At 59.8% G+C, this 18,532-nt stretch carries 20 protein-coding genes; 9 read left to right on the forward strand and 11 right to left on the reverse strand.

Annotation, left to right across the window (positions count from 1 at the left end):
• Nucleotides 1-26: 26 nt before the first annotated feature.
• From Q1B40_RS05705 to Q1B40_RS05715, 3 genes are read right to left on the reverse strand one after another with little or no spacing between them, the layout of a single operon-like run.
• Complete coding sequence (locus tag Q1B40_RS05705) at nucleotides 27-533, reverse strand: protein-tyrosine phosphatase family protein (protein WP_299811237.1); 507 nt, start codon at nucleotides 531-533, stop codon at nucleotides 27-29.
• A 55-nt stretch (nucleotides 534-588) separates the two neighbouring features.
• Nucleotides 589-1,251 carry an HD family hydrolase gene (locus tag Q1B40_RS05710; protein ID WP_299811240.1) on the reverse strand — a complete coding sequence of 221 codons (663 nt, stop codon included), beginning with the start codon at nucleotides 1,249-1,251 and terminating at the stop codon, nucleotides 589-591.
• Nucleotides 1,252-1,297: 46 nt separating this feature from the next.
• The gene (locus tag Q1B40_RS05715) at nucleotides 1,298-2,161 is read right to left on the reverse strand and encodes a folate-binding protein (protein ID WP_299811243.1); all 864 of its coding nucleotides are present in this window, start codon (nucleotides 2,159-2,161) and stop codon (nucleotides 1,298-1,300) included.
• A 170-nt stretch (nucleotides 2,162-2,331) separates the two neighbouring features.
• Between Q1B40_RS05715 and Q1B40_RS05720 the strand changes: the two genes are divergently transcribed.
• From Q1B40_RS05720 to Q1B40_RS05735, 4 genes are all read left to right on the forward strand, one after another.
• The gene (locus Q1B40_RS05720; protein ID WP_299811246.1) at nucleotides 2,332-3,663 is read left to right on the forward strand and encodes a dihydroorotase; all 1,332 of its coding nucleotides are present in this window, start codon (nucleotides 2,332-2,334) and stop codon (nucleotides 3,661-3,663) included.
• A 253-nt stretch (nucleotides 3,664-3,916) separates the two neighbouring features.
• Nucleotides 3,917-5,146 carry a L,D-transpeptidase family protein gene (locus tag Q1B40_RS05725; RefSeq protein ID WP_299811249.1) on the forward strand — a complete coding sequence of 410 codons (1,230 nt, stop codon included), beginning with the start codon at nucleotides 3,917-3,919 and terminating at the stop codon, nucleotides 5,144-5,146.
• 160 nt (nucleotides 5,147-5,306) lie between these two features.
• Nucleotides 5,307-6,581, forward strand: a complete 1,275-nt coding sequence (locus tag Q1B40_RS05730; protein ID WP_299811252.1) for a DUF3419 family protein — start codon at nucleotides 5,307-5,309, stop codon at nucleotides 6,579-6,581.
• Nucleotides 6,582-6,606: 25 nt separating this feature from the next.
• On the forward strand, nucleotides 6,607-7,278 hold the full coding sequence (locus tag Q1B40_RS05735; RefSeq protein ID WP_299811255.1) for a class I SAM-dependent methyltransferase: 672 nt from the start codon (nucleotides 6,607-6,609) through the stop codon (nucleotides 7,276-7,278).
• Here the strand turns inward: Q1B40_RS05735 and Q1B40_RS05740 are convergent.
• Nucleotides 7,259-8,047 carry a ChbG/HpnK family deacetylase gene (locus tag Q1B40_RS05740; protein ID WP_299811258.1) on the reverse strand — a complete coding sequence of 263 codons (789 nt, stop codon included), beginning with the start codon at nucleotides 8,045-8,047 and terminating at the stop codon, nucleotides 7,259-7,261. The genes Q1B40_RS05735 and Q1B40_RS05740 overlap by 20 nt on opposite strands.
• Before the next feature lie 97 nt (nucleotides 8,048-8,144).
• Here Q1B40_RS05740 and Q1B40_RS05745 point away from each other — a divergent pair, with 97 nt between their 5' ends.
• Complete coding sequence (locus tag Q1B40_RS05745) at nucleotides 8,145-8,327, forward strand: hypothetical protein (protein WP_299811261.1); 183 nt, start codon at nucleotides 8,145-8,147, stop codon at nucleotides 8,325-8,327.
• 53 nt (nucleotides 8,328-8,380) lie between these two features.
• Nucleotides 8,381-9,967: an MBL fold metallo-hydrolase gene (locus tag Q1B40_RS05750; protein ID WP_299811263.1), complete on the forward strand. Its 1,587-nt coding sequence runs from the start codon at nucleotides 8,381-8,383 to the stop codon at nucleotides 9,965-9,967.
• Between the two features lie 49 nt (nucleotides 9,968-10,016).
• Here the strand turns inward: Q1B40_RS05750 and Q1B40_RS05755 are convergent, their stop codons facing one another.
• Nucleotides 10,017-10,682: a hypothetical protein gene (locus Q1B40_RS05755; protein WP_299811266.1), complete on the reverse strand. Its 666-nt coding sequence runs from the start codon at nucleotides 10,680-10,682 to the stop codon at nucleotides 10,017-10,019.
• 193 nt (nucleotides 10,683-10,875) lie between these two features.
• Here Q1B40_RS05755 and Q1B40_RS05760 point away from each other — a divergent pair, with 193 nt between their 5' ends.
• Nucleotides 10,876-11,565 (forward strand): LysE family transporter, encoded by a 690-nt coding sequence (locus Q1B40_RS05760; RefSeq protein WP_299811269.1) that lies wholly within the window; start codon nucleotides 10,876-10,878, stop codon nucleotides 11,563-11,565.
• Nucleotides 11,566-11,682: 117 nt separating this feature from the next.
• Here the strand turns inward: Q1B40_RS05760 and Q1B40_RS05765 are convergent, their stop codons facing one another.
• The 4 genes from Q1B40_RS05765 to Q1B40_RS05780 all read right to left on the reverse strand — a co-directional run bounded on the left by Q1B40_RS05765 (nucleotide 11,683) and on the right by Q1B40_RS05780 (nucleotide 13,593).
• Entirely contained in the window at nucleotides 11,683-11,955 is a 273-nt protein-coding gene (locus Q1B40_RS05765; RefSeq protein WP_068407121.1) for a hypothetical protein, read from the reverse strand.
• Nucleotides 11,956-12,145: 190 nt separating this feature from the next.
• A complete protein-coding gene (locus Q1B40_RS05770) occupies nucleotides 12,146-12,553 on the reverse strand; it encodes a TIGR02301 family protein (RefSeq protein WP_299811279.1) in 408 nt (135 codons plus the stop codon).
• Between the two features lie 90 nt (nucleotides 12,554-12,643).
• A complete protein-coding gene (locus tag Q1B40_RS05775; RefSeq protein ID WP_299811282.1) occupies nucleotides 12,644-13,066 on the reverse strand; it encodes an NUDIX hydrolase in 423 nt (140 codons plus the stop codon).
• 35 nt (nucleotides 13,067-13,101) lie between these two features.
• On the reverse strand, nucleotides 13,102-13,593 hold the full coding sequence (locus tag Q1B40_RS05780; protein WP_299811284.1) for a hypothetical protein: 492 nt from the start codon (nucleotides 13,591-13,593) through the stop codon (nucleotides 13,102-13,104).
• Between the two features lie 406 nt (nucleotides 13,594-13,999).
• Between Q1B40_RS05780 and Q1B40_RS05785 the strand changes: the two genes are divergently transcribed.
• On the forward strand, nucleotides 14,000-14,758 hold the full coding sequence (locus tag Q1B40_RS05785) for an SOS response-associated peptidase (protein WP_299812549.1): 759 nt from the start codon (nucleotides 14,000-14,002) through the stop codon (nucleotides 14,756-14,758).
• 87 nt (nucleotides 14,759-14,845) lie between these two features.
• The gene (locus tag Q1B40_RS05790; protein ID WP_299811287.1) at nucleotides 14,846-15,706 is read left to right on the forward strand and encodes a methyltransferase; all 861 of its coding nucleotides are present in this window, start codon (nucleotides 14,846-14,848) and stop codon (nucleotides 15,704-15,706) included.
• Between the two features lie 43 nt (nucleotides 15,707-15,749).
• Here the strand turns inward: Q1B40_RS05790 and Q1B40_RS05795 are convergent, their stop codons facing one another.
• Nucleotides 15,750-16,184 carry a glyoxalase superfamily protein gene (locus tag Q1B40_RS05795; RefSeq protein WP_299811290.1) on the reverse strand — a complete coding sequence of 145 codons (435 nt, stop codon included), beginning with the start codon at nucleotides 16,182-16,184 and terminating at the stop codon, nucleotides 15,750-15,752.
• Nucleotides 16,185-16,647: 463 nt separating this feature from the next.
• Nucleotides 16,648-18,111, reverse strand: a complete 1,464-nt coding sequence (gene dnaA, locus Q1B40_RS05800) for a chromosomal replication initiator protein DnaA (RefSeq protein WP_299811292.1) — start codon at nucleotides 18,109-18,111, stop codon at nucleotides 16,648-16,650.
• Between the last annotated feature and the right edge of the window lie 421 nt (nucleotides 18,112-18,532).

Raw genomic sequence — 18,532 nt, forward strand, 5'->3', positions numbered from 1 at the left:
GTCTCTCCCGGTTACCCGTCTACCCGTCAGTCGAGCGGCAATTCAAAAGGTACACCTTCATAAGCATTCGCGCCGCGCCCGATGCCGCGGATCGCATCGATCATGCGGCCTTCCCGCCCGAGAAGTCTGTCCCCCATCGCGACGATGCGCGCGTTGGGGGTCGCTGAGGGAGACCGTTCGCGCAACAGTGCGGCCAGACGATGCTCGTTGGCATCAGGGTTGAGCGCACACACCGCGACATAGGCTCCGGCCGTCGACCGGCTGATCCCGGCCCAGCAGTGAATCACCAGCGGTGCCTGCCTGTCCCAGGCGCGGATGAAGGCAACGAAGTCGTTGATCTGCTGCTCGCTTGCCGGGACCAGTCCGTCAATCGGCGCGACAATGTCGTTGAACGCCAGAAACAGGTGCCTGTCCGGCGCAATTCCTGCCGGAGTGGGAACGTCCATCTCGGCATTGATCAGGGTGACAAGTGATCTTGCACCGGTCGCCGCGATTGTTTCGGGCAATTTGGACAGGGAGCAAACATGCAGCATCGAACAACCAGGTTAAGCGTCTCTAAGGGTAAACTAGGGTCATTCGCCGCTGAGGTCACCCGCTTGTGCGCGCGCTTTTGCGTTTGTTCCCAGCTTCGCGAAGCGCCTCGATCTCCTCGAAGCGCTTCATGAACTTCTGCTGCGCCCTGGCAACGGGCAGGGGCTCCAGTCCGAAATGGAGTTTGCCTTCGTTGTTCAACGGAAAGCCGCGCGGCTTGCCGAAGATCTTCGCCGCTTCCTTTTCCTCAAAACCAGCCAGTTCCACGGCCTCGAAATAGGCGCAGATGATGTCGGCCCGCTTCGCCAGTTTCTTCACGGCCTGGGGTATTTCCGCAGGCAGGCCGAAGCGCAGGTGGATCGCCGCCTGCAGGCGCGCCTCGACACCCTTGTAGGCTTCGCCGATTACCGCCTTGAAGGGGGAGATCATGTCGCCGATTACATACTCCGGCGCATCATGCAGCAGCACGGCCTGGCGCCAGTGCGGCGGCAGGTCCGGCTTCAGCATCAGGGCGATGTCCTCGACGATCAGCGAATGCTCGGCAACGGAAAACGCATGATCGCCGTAGGTCTGACCGTTCCAGCGCGCCACCCGCGCCAGGCCGTGGGCGATATCGGAAATCTCGACATCCAGCGGAGAAGGGTCCAGCAGGTTGAGGCGCCTGCCGGACAGCATGCGCTGCCATGCGCGGGGCGGAAGATCGGAAGGAGCGGAGGCCATCGGTCCTCGTTTGTCGCGCGGTTCAGTCCGCGGTGGTCGGTTCCGGCTAGGTGAAGGCCGCCCAGTCGGGAAGTCTGGCCTGAAGCTCCGCCTCGCCGCATTGAAGAGGGCTGCCGTTTTCCTTGGCTTGGGCAACCTTGTCAAGACGCATCAGCGCCAGGGCAATGGTCTTTCCATCGACCTTGGCACTGGAGCCGAGCGTGCCCAGGCTTTTCCCGCCGGCTGTGACAGTCGCCCCCTTTTCGGGAAGCGCCCCTGAACTCTCCACGGGAAGGAACCGCTTGCGGGCTGTGCCCCGGTGCTGGACGCGTGAGACAACTTCCTGACCGACAAAACAGCCTTTCCTGAAGGAGACACCATTGAGCTGATCGAGATCCGCGTCATGCGGAAAGATGTCCGAATAGTCGTAGTCCTTCAGCCCTTCCGGCACCCCGAGGCTTATGCGGTGAGCATCGTAGGCGGCAACGTCGCTCCGCCCTGCCGGCATCTCGGCGGACATCGCAACGGGGCCGACAGCTCGCAGGCCAAGAGCGCCGAGACGCGGGTCGGTGACCGTCAGTTCCGCGCCCGGCACTTCGGCGGAGCCGTCCCAGATCGCGAAAACGCCTCTCTCCCCGTCGAGCAGTTCCAGGTCCACCTTGGCACGCAGCCGGTAGAATGTGAGGCGCTTCAGAAGGTCCTGCGCCGCCGCGCCGGGCACATCGAGCAAATAGGCTTCACCGGCCTTGTAGATCAGGAAATCGAACTGGATCTTTCCCTGGGGTGTCAAAAGCGCCCCAGAGCCCGCGCCGGTCCGGTCGACGGCTTCCATGTCCGCAGTGACCAGATTCTGCAGGAAATGATGTGTGTCCGGGCCGGAAACCCGGATCAGAGCGCGGTCGGTCAGATGAGCGAAGGACGGGGAGGGCACAAGGCATTCCTAAAGACATGAGGGCGAGGATTTCAGTTCCAGATAGTCACTTTGCCCTGATCGGACAAGATTTGGAATTCCTGCGCAGCATCTGGTTCTTTTGACAGGGGCCGCGTATAAGCCCGGGGACGCTGAAAAACCAGTCCCGTGACAAATGCCGGAGGAGCCTCATGAGCGCGACCTATGACCTGATCCTGAAGGGTGGAACCGTTGTCAATCAGGATGGCGAGGGTCTGCGCGACGTCGCTGTCAGAAACGGGCGGATTGCCGGGATCGGTTCTTTCGCTGGTGCCCAGGCGGGCGAGGTGGTCGATTGCACCGGGCTGCACGTCCTGCCGGGTGTCATGGACACCCAGGTGCATTTTCGCGAGCCGGGCCTCGATCACAAGGAAGATCTGGAATCGGGATCGCGTGCCGCCGTGATGGGCGGTGTGACGGCCGTCTTCGAAATGCCGAATACCAATCCGCTGACGACCTCAGAAGCGGCGCTGGCCGACAAGGTCCGGCGCGGCCATCATCGCATGCATTGCGATTTCGCCTTCTGGGTTGGCGGCACGCGCGAGAACGTTACGGACATTCCGGAGCTTGAGCGTCTTCCGGGCGCTGCCGGGATCAAGGTGTTCATGGGCTCTTCCACCGGAGACTTGCTGGTGGAAGACGACCGGGGCGTCAGGGATATCCTGTCCGTCACCCGCCGCCGGGCCGCCTTCCATTCCGAAGACGAGTTCCGCCTTCGCGAGCGCATGGGCGAACGGGTCGAGAACGATCCGTCATCACACCCCGTCTGGCGCGATGAGATCGCCGCGCTGAAGTGCACGCAGCGACTGGTCGCGATTGCCCGTGAAACCGGCGCCAGGATCCACATCCTGCATCTGTCGACCGCCGAGGAAGTCGATTTCCTGATCGACCACAAGGATGTCGCCTCCATCGAGGTCACTCCGCATCACCTGACCCTGACCGACGAGGCCTATCATCGCCTCGGCACGCTGGTGCAGATGAACCCGCCGGTCCGCGCACCCCGCCACTCGGAACGCCTGTGGTGGGGTCTGCAGCAGGGCCTGCTGGACATCTTCGGCTCCGATCACGCTCCGCACCTTCTGGAAGAAAAACAGAAACCCTATCCGGCTTCGCCCTCCGGGATGACCGGCGTGCAGACGCTTGTTCCCATCATGCTGGACCACGTCAATGCCGGCCGCCTCACCCTTGCCCGGTTTGTCGACATGACCAGCGCCGGCCCGGCCCGTCTCTTCCAGACCGCGCGCAAGGGCAGGATCGCGATCGGTTACGACGCGGATTTCACTGTCGTCGATCTCAAGCGCAAGGAAACCATTCGCAACGAGTGGATTGCCTCCAAATGCGGCTGGACACCCTACGACGGCAAACAGGTCACCGGATGGCCGGTCGGCACCCTCGTCCGCGGACAGCGGGTGATGTGGGAAGGGGAACTGGCGCAGCCTTCGAAAGGGGAAGCTGTCGTTTTTCTGGATGGCATGAAGGCCTGAGAAAGCCTGCATACCCGGAAAAACCGACACCGGCAGACAGGCGTTTTCCTGCCGGGACCCCGGTATTTCTGCGAAAGCGGCGGTTGCCTTACATTTTGTGATGTGAATAACAGCCCAAACCCGGATAATGTGGAACTTTGGAGGGAACAGCAAAGGAAACCAATAGGTAACCTTGTTTCCTAACCTGTTTTACACACGTCACGATTAGAATTTGAATCGAGCTTTATAAGTTTTTGCGTTGGGGAGCTCTGGAATGTTGTTTGGTAAGATTTATACCCGGAAACGGCGGGCGGGCGCGTTTGTAAGCCTTGCAGGTGCCGCGCTCTTGTCGGTCACTGCCTTGTCGGGCGCAATGGCGCGCGATGCCGCGCCTGCGGCGGATCAGGCTGAGGCTTCGCAGCCGCCGCTTCATATGCTCGTCTCGCTGGAGGACCAGCAGATCAAGGTCTATCGTGGTCTCGATCTGATCGAGACCTCGCCGATTTCATCCGGAAAACGCGGGCACAGCACGCCGACCGGGGTGTTTTCCATTCTGGAAAAGCGCCGCAAGCATTTCTCCAATCTCTACGACAATGCGCCGATGCCGTTCATGCAGCGGCTGACATGGTCCGGTGTCGCGATGCATGTCGGCAGGCTTCCCGGCCGTCCGGCCTCGCATGGCTGCATCCGGCTGCCGCGCGATTTCGCCAAGTCGCTTTACAGCATGACGGATCGTGGCATGCACGTGGTCGTCACGCGGGAGCCGGCCGATCCGGTCCGTGTGTCTCACTCGGTCCTGCCGCAGCCCTTTGCGCCGGCAACGGAAGTCGCGAGTCTTTCCAACCGGACCATCGAAGCCGACCCCGCCCTGCGTGGGGCGATCCGGGAAACGGAACTCAACGCATCCCTGACGCTGGCTCAGCCGGAGAATCCGGATTTCGATCAGCCGCTGCGCATGATCATCACACCGCAGAAGCTGCCGGGCCGGATTCAGGTCCTGCAGGAGCTTCTCAACCAGATGGGTTACAACGCCGGTCCCGTTGATGGTGTTCCGGGCCGAAAGACCCGCGCCGCCATCAGTCTTTACCAGGAAGGTGCGGACCTGCCGGTCACCGGACAGATGACCGACGCTCTCGAGGCGCGCATTCACGCCGACGCCGGTTACGAGGAACCGCAGAACGCCATGCTGCGCGTGCGCCGGAAGTTCCGGGACATCTATTCGGCTCCGGTTAGCGTGAAGGATCTCGGCCGGGAAATCGGCACGCATGTCTTCACCGCTCTCGATTTCAAGCCGGGAGATGCCTCCGTCGAATGGATCGCCGTCTCTGCCGAGGGCGGGCGTGGCGGTGCACCGGCCAGCATTCTCGACCGCATCGAGATGTCGGACAAGGTCGCAACGGATCTTGCGAAGATGCTGACGCCAGGCACGTCGCTCACGGTCACCGACCGTGGCTTTGCGCGCAACACCGGCCTGGGCACCGACTTCGTGGTGATCACCCGCTGATCCGGAATCAAGTTAGTCCGATAAGCAATTCAGCCCCCGCTTCGGCGGGGGTTTTTTATTGTCCGGATAAACGCCCAAATCCTCCGGAACGTCACCAAACTGTCGTCTCGCTCACGTATCGGAAAGCAGTTTATTCACGTGGGTGACTCGGGAGAAAGACATGGCGCACGGCACGCTGACGGCTTCGAAAAAACGGCTCGGGAACGCGGTTCACCGCTCCGAAGCAACTTCTCGCGACGGAATTCTGGAACGGCTCTTCACCTTTGCGTTCAAGGGGCTGGTCTATCCGCAGATCTGGGAAGATCCGGATGTCGACATGAAGGCTCTGCGGCTCACTTCGCAAAGCCGCATGGTCGCCATCGCGTCCGGCGGATGCAACGTCATGTCGTATCTCACCGCAAATCCGGCCGAAATCACCGCTGTCGACCTCAACAGGGCGCATGTCGCTCTTGGGCGGCTGAAACTGGCCGCGGCGAAACATCTCCCCAACTACGAAACTTTCTACCGGTTTTTCGGTGAAGCCGACGAAAAGACCAATGTGGCAGCCTATCAGCGCTTCCTGAAAGACAATCTCGATGCGGAAACGGTGGCCTACTGGGAAGGCCGCGACTTCGCCAACCGGGGCCGCAAACGCATCACGCTGTTCTCCCGCGATCTCTATCATCACGGTCTGCTCGGCTATTGCATCGGCTTCGGCCACCTGATCGCCCGCCTTTACGGCATCGATCCGAAATACATGGTGAAGACCAGGTCGCTTGAAGAGCAGCGCAGTTTTTTCGATACGGCGCTGGCGCCACTTTTTGACAAGCGCCTCGTGCGCTGGGCGACATCGAAGAAGATGTCGCTCTACGGCCTGGGCATTCCACCCGCGCAATATGATGCGCTGGTCTCGGCCAACGCGGATGGCAATATGTCTGCCGTGCTGCGTCAGCGGCTGGAAAAGCTGGCCTGCGATTTCTCCATGCAGGACAATTATTTCGCATGGCAGGCCTTTGGCAGGGGCTATGCCCCGAAGTCCGGGGAAGCGTCCGGTGAAACGACTGGAGAATCCGGCCCCCTGCCGCCTTACCTGAAACGCGATCATTTCGAGGCGATCCGCCAGCGCGCGGACCGCGTCCGGGTTCTGAACCGGAATTTCACCGAACATCTTCAAACCGTGGCCGACGGCACGCTCGATGCCTATGTGCTGCTCGACGCGCAGGACTGGATGACCGATCACCAGCTCAACGCCCTGTGGAGCGAAATCACTCGGACCGCGCGCCCCGGCGCCCGCGTCATCTTCCGCACGGCGGCAGAGCCGACGCTGCTGCCCGGCCGTGTCTCCGACGAGGTCCTGAACCGCTGGACCTATGAGCAAGCGGAGAGCCTGGAACTCGGCCGGCAGGACCGCTCGTCCATCTATGGCGGCTTCCACCTCTATGTCTTCAACGGCTGATAGTAGGCGACGAGCGGACACCCTGATGAGCGAAGCTGCTGAAACAGCCCGGTTGATGGACGGCGTCTACCGCCGCCAGCGCCATTTTTACGATCTGACGCGCAAGTATTACCTGCTGGGCCGCGACCTGCTGATCGAGGAATTGCAGCCCCCGGCCGGGGGGACGGTGCTGGAGCTCGGCTGCGGCACCGGCCGCAATCTGATCGCTGCGGCCAGACGCTACCCGCAAGTCCGCTTCTACGGCCTCGACATCTCCCGGCAGATGCTCGAGACGGCGCAGGCCAACATCACCCGTGCCGGCTTGAGCGACCGGGTTTCCCTGATTGAGGGCGATGCCGCCGACCCGGCGGCGACAGATCGCCTGGGCATTCTCGCCTTCGACCGTGTGTTCTACTCCTACACCCTCTCCATGATCCCGATCTGGCGCGAGGCCCTCGCAGCCGGCGCCGCGCGTCTTGCAGAAGATGGGCGCATCCACGTGGTCGATTTCGGCCAGCAGGAACGGCTGCCCGGCTGGTTCCGCACGCTCCTCTTCGCCTGGCTGAAGTCCTTCCACGTCACCCCACGCGCGGAGCTGGAAACCGAGCTTCAAAGCCTGGCGGAAAGGACGGGGACCGAGTTGAGGGTCCGGCAACTCTACCGCGGCTATGCGCAGTATGCGGAGCTTCGGAAGGCGGTCACAGGTCCCTGTAACTGATCAATTGGATGCCTGACTGCTCAACCTGCTTCTGCAGTTCGGCACTGGTGAGCGTCTCTAGGCAGGTGACCCGGTCCTGCTCCACTTCTTCGTATCCAAGATGGCCCGATGCCGCCAGTTCCGGCGACTCGACAGCGGGATGATCGATGAAGATATAGGTTCCGCTCGCGAGGTCGGCCAGCTCCGCAACAAATGCCGATATTCTCGCCTCCGTGCTACGTGGGAATTTCCGATAGCCTTCGATCCTCGGCAGTCCGTGTCCGAACGGATCGTCCTTGAGCCTGAACGCGCTACAAAGGTCCGATACGATCTCTTCAAGCCTCGGGTCGAAGTCCTTGAAATGCCGGATCATGTGCGAACTGATATGCGAAGCATGCGGGAACATCGCCACACCAAGCTCGATCTGAGCCCTGAATTCCCTGGAAATGTCGTCAATCGACCAGTTGCTTTCCTGCAGACTTCGACGGGCGTCGCCTTCTCTGGGTGTCAGCAGCGGTAGAAAGGCCCCGGTATCATCGGCGATGGTTTTCGCCGCGGTCAGAGGCCGCCATTTCACGGCATCCCATTCACTGGTCAGGGTGAGATGGATACCAATATCGATATCTGGTCTTTCTCCAAATATCAGGGCGGCATGATTGATCCATGCGCATGGCATCATGACTTCAACGCTGCGGGCAATGCCTTCGGTGCATGCCCGCAGGCAACCGATGTTCGAGGCCCATCCGGAGCCTGCGTCGTCTGCTCGAACTAGCAGTCGCGTGTCTGGCAATTCCCAAGCCCCTTTTTTCCTGTGGTGAGGAAATCACATCCTGCGCCTTTCGTCAGGCAGAAATCTTGCCATAAATGGTCGCAACCAGAATTCTGCAATGGGCTCGAAGCGGTCTTTCAAGGAAGGCAGGCTCACGACAAATGCGAGCCATCTCAAAGATATCGGCCGCATCCACTTGGTTGATTTCGGCCCGCAGAAGGGCCTGCCGGCCTGGTTCCGCACGCCGTTCTTCGCCTGGCCGAGATTGATGCCGGATCAATTGTTTTTGTGCGGGTTTTGAGATCTTAATGGAGAAGGTTCGGAACGAGCCGCCTGAAGGAACAAGAGATCACGATGAAAAATCCCGAAATCAGTTTTCATGGCGCTTCCCGGGCCGTAACAGGATCCTGTTTCCGGTTAAAAACCGAAACGGGCACGATCCTGATCGATTGCGGGTTGTTTCAAGGCTCGAAAACGGAGAAGGAACTCAACTATCGGCCTTTTCCGTTCACGCCATCCGATATCGATGCGGTCCTGCTGACCCATGCCCATATCGACCACTCCGGCTTGTTGCCGAAGCTTGTCAAACACGGGTTTGACGGCTCGATCCATGCGACCCCTGCGACCGCCGATCTCGTTGAAGTCATGCTGCTGGACAGTGCGCATATCCAGGAAATCGAGGTGCGTCAGTTCAACAGGAGAGCCGCGAAGCGCAGACGGCGGAATGTCACGCCGATCTACGATGAAGTCGATGTTCGGCAGACAATCAACCTCTTGAGAAAAAACGGCTACGACCAGTGGTTCGCAGTTCTGCCGGATGTGCGGGGCCGCTTCTGGAATGCCGGTCACATGCTGGGCTCGGCTTCACTGGAACTGGAAATCAAACAGGAAGATGGCGGCGACCTGCGACTTCTGTTTTCCGGTGATATCGGCCCGGATTTCAAGCTGCTGCACCCGGACCCGGAAGCGCCCAGCAACATCGATTTCCTGATTTGCGAATCCACTTACGGGGATCGGGAGCGGAACGACGTAAGACCGGAGCAGCGCCGACAGATCCTGGCGCGTGAAGTCCGCGACGCGATCAGACCGAACGGTGCCTTGATTATTCCGTCGTTCGCGGTTGAACGGGCACAGGAACTGATCAGCGACCTCGGTCATCTGATGAAGCAGGGGCAGGTACCGACGGTGCCGGTTTATCTCGACAGTCCCCTGGCCATCCGGGCGACAGAGGTATTCGCGCGCCATGCCGATGAACTGGAACACGATGCGAAATTCCTGCAGGGGCTCGAAGGCCATAACCTGCATTTTTCACAGTCGGCAGAAGAGAGCAAGGCTCTCGACCGGCTGCGCGATTTTCATATCGTCATTGCGGCAAGCGGCATGTGCGAAGCAGGGCGGATTCGGCACCGGCTGAAGAACTGGCTATGGCGGGAAGAGGCGACCGTTCTGATCGTTGGTTTTCAGGCGGAAGGCACCTTGGGACGCATCCTGCTGGAAGGTGCCCGGAATGTTCGCATACAGGGAGATGAAATCGCCGTCCGCGCACGAATCCGATCCATCGATCTGTACTCCGGTCACGCCGACAAGACCGAACTGGTCGACTGGATCAAGAAGCGGCAGCCGATCAACAAGGGGTTGTTCCTCGTTCATGGCGAGGAAAACGCGAATTCCGAACTTGCCGAGACCGCACGGGGTTTTCTGCCCGCAGAGAAAGTCTTCTCACCTTATCTCGATTCCACTTACGAGCTGACGCCGGACCGTGCCATCCTTTGTCCGCAAACATCCGAGCCCCGGCTGGCACCGGATCAGGTCGCGAGTGAGGATTGGCACAATGATGTCACCCGGCTCATTCTGGACATCAACAATCAGCTGAGATCACAGACGGATCCGAAAACGCGGCGCGAGCTGATCGGAAAACTCCGCAAGGCGCTCGAAGGCTGAGCTGAGGAAATGGCTCCGGCAGGCCGATCCCCCGTGTGAAGGGCCCGGCTCAGTCCCCCGCGACGAAATAATGCAGCGTTCCGTCCGGGCCTATGCCGACGCGGTAGAACGTCCATGCGCCGAAATCCTGCATCTCGGCGAAGTCTCCCGCCGTGACGATACGGTAGAGTTCGACCTTCTGGTCCGGCGTCAGATCGAAGAGCGGATAGCGGGAGAAATACGGCCAGACATACATTTCCTGAGGGGTTCCGGCATCGACATGCAGGAAGCCCGCGTCGAGTATGTCGGCCAGAATGGCGAGGATCTCGAAACCTTCGCCGTCACCGGAAATCGATTTGAGAAACTCGATCGGATCGCCGATCTCGGTGAAGGAAAGCGTCGGGGGAAGCTCGTTGCTTTCCAGGACCATGCGCAGCCGGTCCATGCTGCCCCCAAGGGCGGCTTCCCTGAGTTGGGCGTGCATGCGCGCCACCGCCCTGGGCAGCATGTCGGTGTTGTAGAGCACCTGGGGTTTTCCCGTGTCCTCCGTACCGGTGGTCTCGCCATCTTGCGGTGAGGTGCCGCCCTCGGACAGGCCTTGTCCGCTGCCGATTGCCGGATCGCTCTGCGGTGTCTCCACCAGCGGCCGGATAACCTCCGTCTGAACGGTCTTCGCCAGGGCCGCGCCCTGGTAAAGACAGGCTGTCAGTAGTGCAGCGGCGATAATGCGCGCCATTGTGACCTTCTCCCGGTTTCAGCACCGAAGGCATAGCCCGGATCGACGCGGTTTTCCATGCAGTCCGGCGAATGCGTTCGCCCCGGCGTTATTCCTTAAACAATTCGTGCGAAAGTGAAAACGGGGCGATTGGACTTTCCTGTTCTTGTCATGACGCCGCCGGGCAGTTAACGAATAGCGGAACTGTTCGTCCATGGGGCCGTTTCCCGAACGCGGGGTTCACCGAAAAGGGCTGTTTGTGACATTCGTGGAATATGTGCTGATCGGCTTTTTTGTCGGGATTATCACCACGGCACCGGTCGGTCCGGTCAATGTCATGGCCATTCAGCATGCAGTGTATGGCGGGTTTCGGCAGGGGGTGTATGTCGGTCTGGGCGCTGTCGTCGCCGACACCATCTTCGCCGCCGTCGCGATATTCGGCGTGTCAGCCATTACCAATTTCATCGAAGGCCAGATCAATCTCATCGAGATTGTCGGTGGCGCGCTGCTGATCGTTTTCGGCCTCAAGATCTGGAACACGCATCCCCATCTGGACAAGGACGGCAACGGCTGGGAGCGCGGGTTTCTGGGCGACGCCACCGCCGCCTTCTTCATGGCGATCACCAATCCGGGCACGGTCATCGCCTTTGTCGCCATATTCGGCGGACTGGGGGAGTTCCGGCCACCTGCCGGAGATCACTTCGGCGCGCTTGTGATGGTCTCGGGGGTCGCCTGCGGCGCGACGACCTGGTGGGTCGTCGTTTCGGCGGCAGTCTCCCACTACAAGGCCAGGATCGACGACAGATGGTTGGACAGGGCAAATCACATTGCCGGGCTCGTCCTGGTCGTCTTCGGGGCCCTTATCTATCTGAAACTGGCCCTGGATCTCACGCTTTTGAAATAAGCTGAAACTGCAGGAGCGGCATTCGCCGTCCGCAATGACCGAGGCCTTCCGGTCAACTGCAGGAATCACAAAGGCCGGACTTGCCGGCCTTCGTCAAGGGAAGCGTTTCGCGAACGTCTACTGAAGAACGCGGTTGACCGTGTAGTCGCCCTGCAGGATACGGTCGGGCAGCCCCTCGGCCAGTTTGGCGACAGCATCTTCGCCATAGGCCGCCACAAGGTCCGCAAGGGCCGTGAACATCGCCGCGTGAGCAACGGCGTCGGCATCGACACCGTTTGCGATGGCTTCTGCCCATGCGTCAGAGATAAAGCCGAGAGCAGCACGCCTGATGTCTTCATCTTCCGCAAACTCGGCTTCCATCGCCGCTTCAGCGTAATCATCGTTTATCATTCGTTTCCTTACCGGTCCTTCCCGAACGCTTTGGAGTCAACTCCAACGTGTCGATGCCCGAATCTGATGACTTGATCCTAGCACGGCTAACCGCACTGATAAGCAACCGTGAACGCAAACTTAACGGCCACCCACAAATTTGATTCAAATGGTTAACCGACCGGTAACAATCTGAGGATTTCCCGCCGATTTATCGCCCGTATCGGCTGGTGACGTCGCTGATGATGGTCTCGCCCTCAGTCAGATACTGTGCCATTGCGATACGCGCCGCCTCGGTACACTCTCTATAAGCGACTGAGAAACCTCTGTAACCCTGATTAAAGCGTTCGATGAACCGCCGCCGGCGATTTTCGTCCAGCGTTTCGGCGTCCAGGAAATCCTCCATCTGGTCGCGCCAGTTGGGGGTGTCGCTTTTCTTGCAGAGCGGGCGCAGAAAATGGAGGGCGCCAAAAATCTCCGAAAGACGCATGAGCTGCTGCTCGAAAGGGGGCTCGTCCGCGGTGCTTTCCTGTGCGGATACAACCTGGCCGGGACCCATCAGGCAAAGAGCAAGCAGAAGAGCTCCGGCGCAGACAGAACGTATGCACTGTTTCATCATGAGCAGATCATGCGCAACGGCACGGCGCGTCGCAAGCACAATGAACCGTGATCCCAAGAATTGGCTGAGAAGCGCCGGGAAGTTCCCGAGCTATCTGTCCAGCAGGCGGCGGACACGCTCTGGTGTGCCCGGTGTGGTCAGCCTCTCGTCCAGACGATCGGGCGCGACCCACTCGAGCGCGGCGGCATCGTCACCGGGTTTGGCGCTGCCTGACTGATAGGTTCCGCAGAAGACGGTGAGGATGAAATGCGCGGAAACCGTCCCGTCGGCATCCCGCTGAATGGAATCGAAGGTTTCGGCAGGCTTTCCGAGGCGCGCCGTCACACCGGTTTCTTCCATGAGCTCGCGTTCGGCAGCCTCCAGCAGCGTTTCGCCCAGTTCCACCAGTCCGCCAGGCAGGCTCCAGTGGTCCTTGTAGGGTGCTCTGCCGCGCTTGATCAGCAGCACCAGCCCGTTCCTGTGGCACAGGACACTGACGCCGACGCGGGGAGCATCTGGATATAATCTGGACATGGAGCGCCTTGGAAAATGTCGAGCGACGGAACGCTTCAGGCGAACAGGGCGTCGATCTCTGCCTGAGCGCCTTCGCCTTCGTGCTGGGTTGCTTCCGGTTCAACATGGCCGTGAATGACCGCACCCGCAACGGAAATCAACGGTTTGATTTCATGTGTTGCAATGTAGGCGATTTCCGCGGCGACCACCGAAGGGGACTCAGCCTGGCGCAGTCGGTCCTGGATACGAACGACCAGCGCATTGATTTCCGCGACCTGGGTTTCCAGATGATTGCGCAATTTCGCAGGGGCTGCGTGATAGGCCTGGATGGCGAGATTCTTGTCCTTGAAGGTCGAAATCTCGAAATGGCCGATATAGTCAAGCGGCGCCCAGTCGAGCACATCCCCTGCGCAATCCGGCATGGCCGGAAGCATTTCAAGAAGCATCATCACTTCATTGAAATGATTGAGGTAATCAGTGGCAAGCCCCGTCTGGGGGTTGATGTTGGCCTGTTCCAGCCTGTCGGCAGCCAGATCTCCGGCGCCCAAAACTGGATCCAAACACTCCATACCCTGCCCCCGATTGTTGAAGTTGCGCTTTATGTCACGGACTCATGAATGAGGAAGAAATGGCATCGGAGATGGCGAAACATCGCGAGAAAGGGCGTGAAGAGCGGACTTTTGCCCGGTCATGCGCGCTGACACCGCTGGATGAAGCCATTTCCATGTCCTCCCGATTCAATCGGATTGCTCCGGTTCTACGGCACGAAAGGTCGGGAAATACGCTGCATTTCCTGCACTTGCGAACCTTGTCGAAGAGCAATCCTGTTCAAACCATTTCATGCTCATTCATGAATCCGTGAACTAGGCTACTTCCTTTTTATTTCCAATTGCCTAACTTGGCAGTGCCGGACCGGGACCCGGTGTATGATGTCAGGCAATGGAGAAACCCGAAATGTGCGGCCGGCTTGCGCTCACCACACCCCCCGACGCCGTGCGGAGCTTTTTCAGCTATGAGGAGCGGCCGAATTTTCCGCCGCGCTACAATATTGCGCCGACCCAGCCGCTGGCGATCGTCCGTCAGAACCTCGGCGGCAAGCGGCAGTTCCATCTCGTCCGTTGGGGGCTCATCCCCTCCTGGACCAAGGATCCGTCAAGTTTCAGCCTGCTGATCAACGCAAGAGCGGAAACCGCATCGCAAAAACCGTCCTTCCGCTCGGCCATGCGCCACCACCGCTGCCTGGTTCCGGCGTCCGGGTTTTACGAGTGGCGACGGACGCCCGAAGGCAAGCAGCCTTTCTGGATCCAGCCGGCGGACGGCGGCGTCATGGCCTTCGCCGGTTTGTGGGACACGTGGTCGGACCCTGATGGCGGTGACATCGACACCGGCGCAATTCTCACGATCAGGGCCAACCGGATGATGTCACCGATCCATGATCGCATGCCGGTAATCCTCAAGCCCGAGGTGTTCGACACCTGGCTGGACGTCGGCCGTGTTGACCGGAGAGAGGCCGAAAAACTGCTTCTCCCGGTAGAGGACAGCTTTCTGGTGGCGACACCCGTGTCCAGCCGGGTCAACAAGGTGTCCAACGACGATGCGGATCTGCATGACCCAGTGGAGCTGGATGACCGGCTGGCCGGTCCCGGAAAAGACGCTGGAGCGAACCGGGCGGCGAAGCCGGTGCCCGATGACAGTCAGCTCGATCTGTTCTGAGCACAAACGGCGGTGGACCCGCCAGAATTGCCGTGCATTCGCTTTACAGCCGCTGTAGGGGAAGGCTCTGCCGGGAAGGATGACGACATGAGCGACAACGACAACTTCGCCCCCCATGAGCACGACGAGCAAGAAAACGACGCACTGGCGGCGGCCTACAATCGTGGTCTGGACCTCCAGAAAGCCGGCGACCATGAAGGGGCGATAGAGGCCTATCGTCATGCGTTGACGCTTGATCCCGTGGATACCGGTGGTGTCAGTATTCGCCTGGCGGCCATGGGCGCGCAGGACGCGCCGGAAAAGATGCCCGATGCCTATGTCGCGACGCTCTTCGATCAGCATGCGGACGTTTTTGACGACATCCTGGTGGATGAGCTTGGCTATTGCGTCCCCCTGTTGGTGCGGGACCTGATCCGCCGTCTGGAGATCGGGCCGTTCACCCGCCTGCTGGATCTGGGATGCGGCACTGGCCTGACCGGCATGGCCCTTGCCGACTGCACCGTTCACCGGACGGGTGTGGACCTGTCCGAACGCATCGTCGAACTGGCTTATGACAGGCAGGTCTATGAGGATCTCTATGTCGGTGAGGCCGTGGAATTCCTGCAGGAATTCGAGGAAGAGGATGGGTCGCAGCCGAGTTGGGACCTGATCACCGCCACCGATGTCTTTCCCTATCTCGGCGCCGTCGAACCGTTTCTGGCCGGCGCGGCCGGTCGGCTCGGGCAGGGCGGCTGCCTGGCATTTTCAACCGAAACGCTTCCCGAGGAGGTCCTCAAGGGCCGGACCTATATGGTCGGTGCGAAAAACCGCTTTGCCCAGGGGGAAGCCTATATCCGGACGGCGCTCGAGGCGGCCGGGTTCGAAATCCTCGCCATGGAACCGATTGTCGTGCGGCTGGAGGAAAACGAACCCGTGCCCGGTCATCTTGTCATGGCGCGGCTGAGGTGACAGAAACGCCATAGTATCTTGGTACGCCGTTGATCAAGGCGCTTCAACCGGCGCGCTTCACCTTCAGATGAGGCTCGCCGTCCGAGGTTTTCTTGACCGCAATTCCGTCTTCGCGGATGACACAGGTGACACGGCTGCGATGAGCGGAAAAACTGTCGAAAGTCACCACGTCGACGGGCTTGTCGAATTGAAGGGTTACGCGAAGATGGCCTGACTGGCCGACCCGCGAAAGCCCTCTTATGTCGCCGGTGAAGGCTTGGCGCATATAGACGCCGGACACTCGGTCGCCGACCGCGAAGGGCAGGGCCTTTCCGGTTGCGGATGCCGCCGCGCAGGCGGTGTTCCAGTCCTTGTAGCCGTATTGGGCGGAAAGCAGTTCGAGCGCCTGGCTGTGCGAAAGCACCTGCCCCTTGGCGGTAAGAGCCGTGCGCAGGCGTTTGGCCTGGGTTTTGAGCGTGTCAACGCTGGGAAGCGTCATGGGAATGCCTTTCAAGAACGTCAGGCGAAAACAATGGGGCCCGCATTGCCATCAGCCTGCACTTCCTTGTGAAGGTCGCTCAGCTCAGCGAAAGAAAATTCGCTGAAGGGATTCACCAAGGCTTTTTGCCCGCGGGCGGCCGGTTCCCTCAAACCGGCAACAGGCATAGGGACACGGGCGGGCCCTGTCAACGGCGCAAAAAGAAAGCCGCTTGCGCGGCTTCAGGGGCAGGATAAACCTTCAATTCGTTATCCCGGACACAGCGTAGCGAAGATCCGGGATCGGGGAGCCGAGGGTTATCTTTGAAACAGCCTCAGCTGCAACGAGGACTTGTGGCCCTCCGGTCCCGGCTCGCGCTTCGCTTGACCGGGATGACGGCGGCAAAGTCAGAACTGTGAAGCCGGTGCTGCGGCGGTTGAACCCGCCGCAGCAGACGTTTCAGGGCCATGTCGCCCGTCGTGAATCAGGAATGTATCAGGCGCTTCAGCAGTTCCACTTCCTGTGAGAGAGCCTTGTCCTGTTTCACCATGCCGTCGATCTTGCGGACCGCATGCAGAACCGTGGTGTGGTCGCGGTTGCCGAAGCGGCGACCGATTTCCGGCAGTGAACGCCCGGTCATGACCTTGGCGATGTACATTGCAATCTGACGTGGCCGGACAAGAACCCGGGCCCGGCAGGAAGACAGGAGATCCGCCTTGGTGACGCTGAAGTGCTTGCAGACGACCTGCTGGATTTCTTCAACCTTGATCGAGCGGGGTTCGCCGATCCGCACCAGATCGTGCAGGGTCTTTTCGGCAAGCTCGAGGGTAACCGGCTGCCTGGAAAGCTGATTATGTGCAAAGAGCCGGTTCAGCGCGCCTTCCAGATCCCTGGCGGAGGCAATCACGTAGCGGGCAATGTAATCCGAAACTTCGTCCGGAACCGAAAAGCCGGGGTGGGTCTTGCGAGCCGCCGCGATGCGCTTGTTGACGATGTCGAGGCGCAGGGCATAGTCCGTGGACTGGATGCCGATGACTTCACCCTTCTGGATGTATTGGCACAAGCCGGTGCCGAGCGTTTCAAGATCCTCCGGAGCGCGATCCGCCGCCATGATGATTTGCGAAGGGAACTCCATCAGCAGCTCGAGCGTCTTGCTGAATTCCTCTTGTGCCTGTTTGCCGTGAAGAAACTGAAGGTCGTCGATCAGGAGCAGGTCGATGGACTTCATGGCCTGTCGCAGCACCGGGAAAGCCGGTGTCCGCAGAGCGGGAACCAGATGGTACATGAAGAATTCGGCCGACAGATAGGCCACATTCCGGCCGGTCTTTCTGGCCTGGCAGGCGGCGGCCTGCAAAAGGTGGGTCTTGCCGATGCCGGTGGAGGAGTGAACATAAAGCATGTTCAACGTGCCTTCATGGCCGGCCGCCATCTGCCGCACGGCGGCGCAGGCCAGGCTGTTGGAAGCGCCTTCCGCGAAAGTGTCGAAAGTCAGTTTCGGGTTCAGGGCAGCGCCGCTGAGAAATTCTGTCGCCGAGTCTTCACCCGTGTCCGCAAGGCATGGGATCGCGGCAATGCCCGATCCGGTACTGAACTGCGGTGTGCTGTTGAAGGGAGCGGGGCGGCCGCTGATCCGCCGGGCCGTGATGGCCTTCGGGGCCTGGGCGCCTTCGATCTGGCGGGGGCGCAAAGCGCCGCGAACGGTAAGTTCTATACGGCTGATGTCGTCTTTTTCACGCTTCCAAAGGCCGACGAGCTGCTTTTCGTAATTGCTCTGGATCCAGTTCTTCAGAAAACGGGTTGGAACGGAAAGACGAACCGCATCACCTGTCGTTTCCTCGTGATTGACCCTGCCGAACCAGTTCGAGAAAATATCTTCCCCCAGCTCGTTCCTCAGTTCTTTCTTGACCCGGTCCCACGGACCGGAATCGGCTAAAACCTGAAGCTGCATTGTGGCCTCCTTCATGGGGTGGGCGTTTAACGCCCCTCTGTGCACTGTCTTTGAACCGCGATTACCGCTTCGCAGCCCGTTTATTGTTTCCGGCCTGCGGACCCTTTGGAGGTCTCTTGGTCGGGGTGGCTTTTAACGCCTATGAGACAACATTAACCTTTGATTTACCATCTTTTCAAATAGCTTATTCTTATAAGGTCATAGATCGTTCACATAGTAATTTTTGTAGATGTTTTCTGGTCAAAGAATGAATTTCTACATGGCAAAACTTAAACTCCATCAGCGTCAAGACGAGCAATAGGTCCTGAGGGAGTTTGTTTTCTGTAGACGATTCAGCATCGACTTTCGACTGGGGAAAATCTTTAGCAAAAAATTAACGCATGCCAGAATTTTCTGAAAGTTTTCAAAAGGCCGCTGTAAA

This window comes from uncultured Roseibium sp. (genome assembly GCF_947496995.1).
In the GTDB taxonomy this organism is placed as follows: Bacteria; Pseudomonadota; Alphaproteobacteria; order Rhizobiales; family Stappiaceae; genus Roseibium.

Bases quoted from the DNA above. Each gene is read 5' to 3' on its own strand.
- Q1B40_RS05710 (WP_299811240.1), bottom strand. From the start codon at position 1,251: ATGGCCTCCGCTCCTTCCGATCTTCCGCCCCGCGCATGGCAGCGCATG.
- Q1B40_RS05770 (WP_299811279.1), bottom strand. From the start codon at position 12,553: ATGATGAAACAGTGCATACGTTCTGTCTGCGCCGGAGCTCTTCTGCTT.
- Q1B40_RS05775 (WP_299811282.1), bottom strand. From the start codon at position 13,066: ATGTCCAGATTATATCCAGATGCTCCCCGCGTCGGCGTCAGTGTCCTG.
- Q1B40_RS05765 (WP_068407121.1), bottom strand. From the start codon at position 11,955: ATGATAAACGATGATTACGCTGAAGCGGCGATGGAAGCCGAGTTTGCG.
- Q1B40_RS05705 (WP_299811237.1), bottom strand. From the start codon at position 533: ATGCTGCATGTTTGCTCCCTGTCCAAATTGCCCGAAACAATCGCGGCG.
- Q1B40_RS05750 (WP_299811263.1), top strand. From the start codon at position 8,381: ATGAAAAATCCCGAAATCAGTTTTCATGGCGCTTCCCGGGCCGTAACA.
- Q1B40_RS05760 (WP_299811269.1), top strand. From the start codon at position 10,876: ATGGGGCCGTTTCCCGAACGCGGGGTTCACCGAAAAGGGCTGTTTGTG.
- Q1B40_RS05735 (WP_299811255.1), top strand. From the start codon at position 6,607: ATGAGCGAAGCTGCTGAAACAGCCCGGTTGATGGACGGCGTCTACCGC.
- Q1B40_RS05745 (WP_299811261.1), top strand. From the start codon at position 8,145: ATGGGCTCGAAGCGGTCTTTCAAGGAAGGCAGGCTCACGACAAATGCG.
- Q1B40_RS05720 (WP_299811246.1), top strand. From the start codon at position 2,332: ATGAGCGCGACCTATGACCTGATCCTGAAGGGTGGAACCGTTGTCAAT.
- Q1B40_RS05730 (WP_299811252.1), top strand. From the start codon at position 5,307: ATGGCGCACGGCACGCTGACGGCTTCGAAAAAACGGCTCGGGAACGCG.
- Q1B40_RS05790 (WP_299811287.1), top strand. From the start codon at position 14,846: ATGAGCGACAACGACAACTTCGCCCCCCATGAGCACGACGAGCAAGAA.
- dnaA (WP_299811292.1), bottom strand. From the start codon at position 18,111: ATGCAGCTTCAGGTTTTAGCCGATTCCGGTCCGTGGGACCGGGTCAAG.
- Q1B40_RS05755 (WP_299811266.1), bottom strand. From the start codon at position 10,682: ATGGCGCGCATTATCGCCGCTGCACTACTGACAGCCTGTCTTTACCAG.
- Q1B40_RS05725 (WP_299811249.1), top strand. From the start codon at position 3,917: ATGTTGTTTGGTAAGATTTATACCCGGAAACGGCGGGCGGGCGCGTTT.
- Q1B40_RS05795 (WP_299811290.1), bottom strand. From the start codon at position 16,184: ATGACGCTTCCCAGCGTTGACACGCTCAAAACCCAGGCCAAACGCCTG.
- Q1B40_RS05785 (WP_299812549.1), top strand. From the start codon at position 14,000: ATGTGCGGCCGGCTTGCGCTCACCACACCCCCCGACGCCGTGCGGAGC.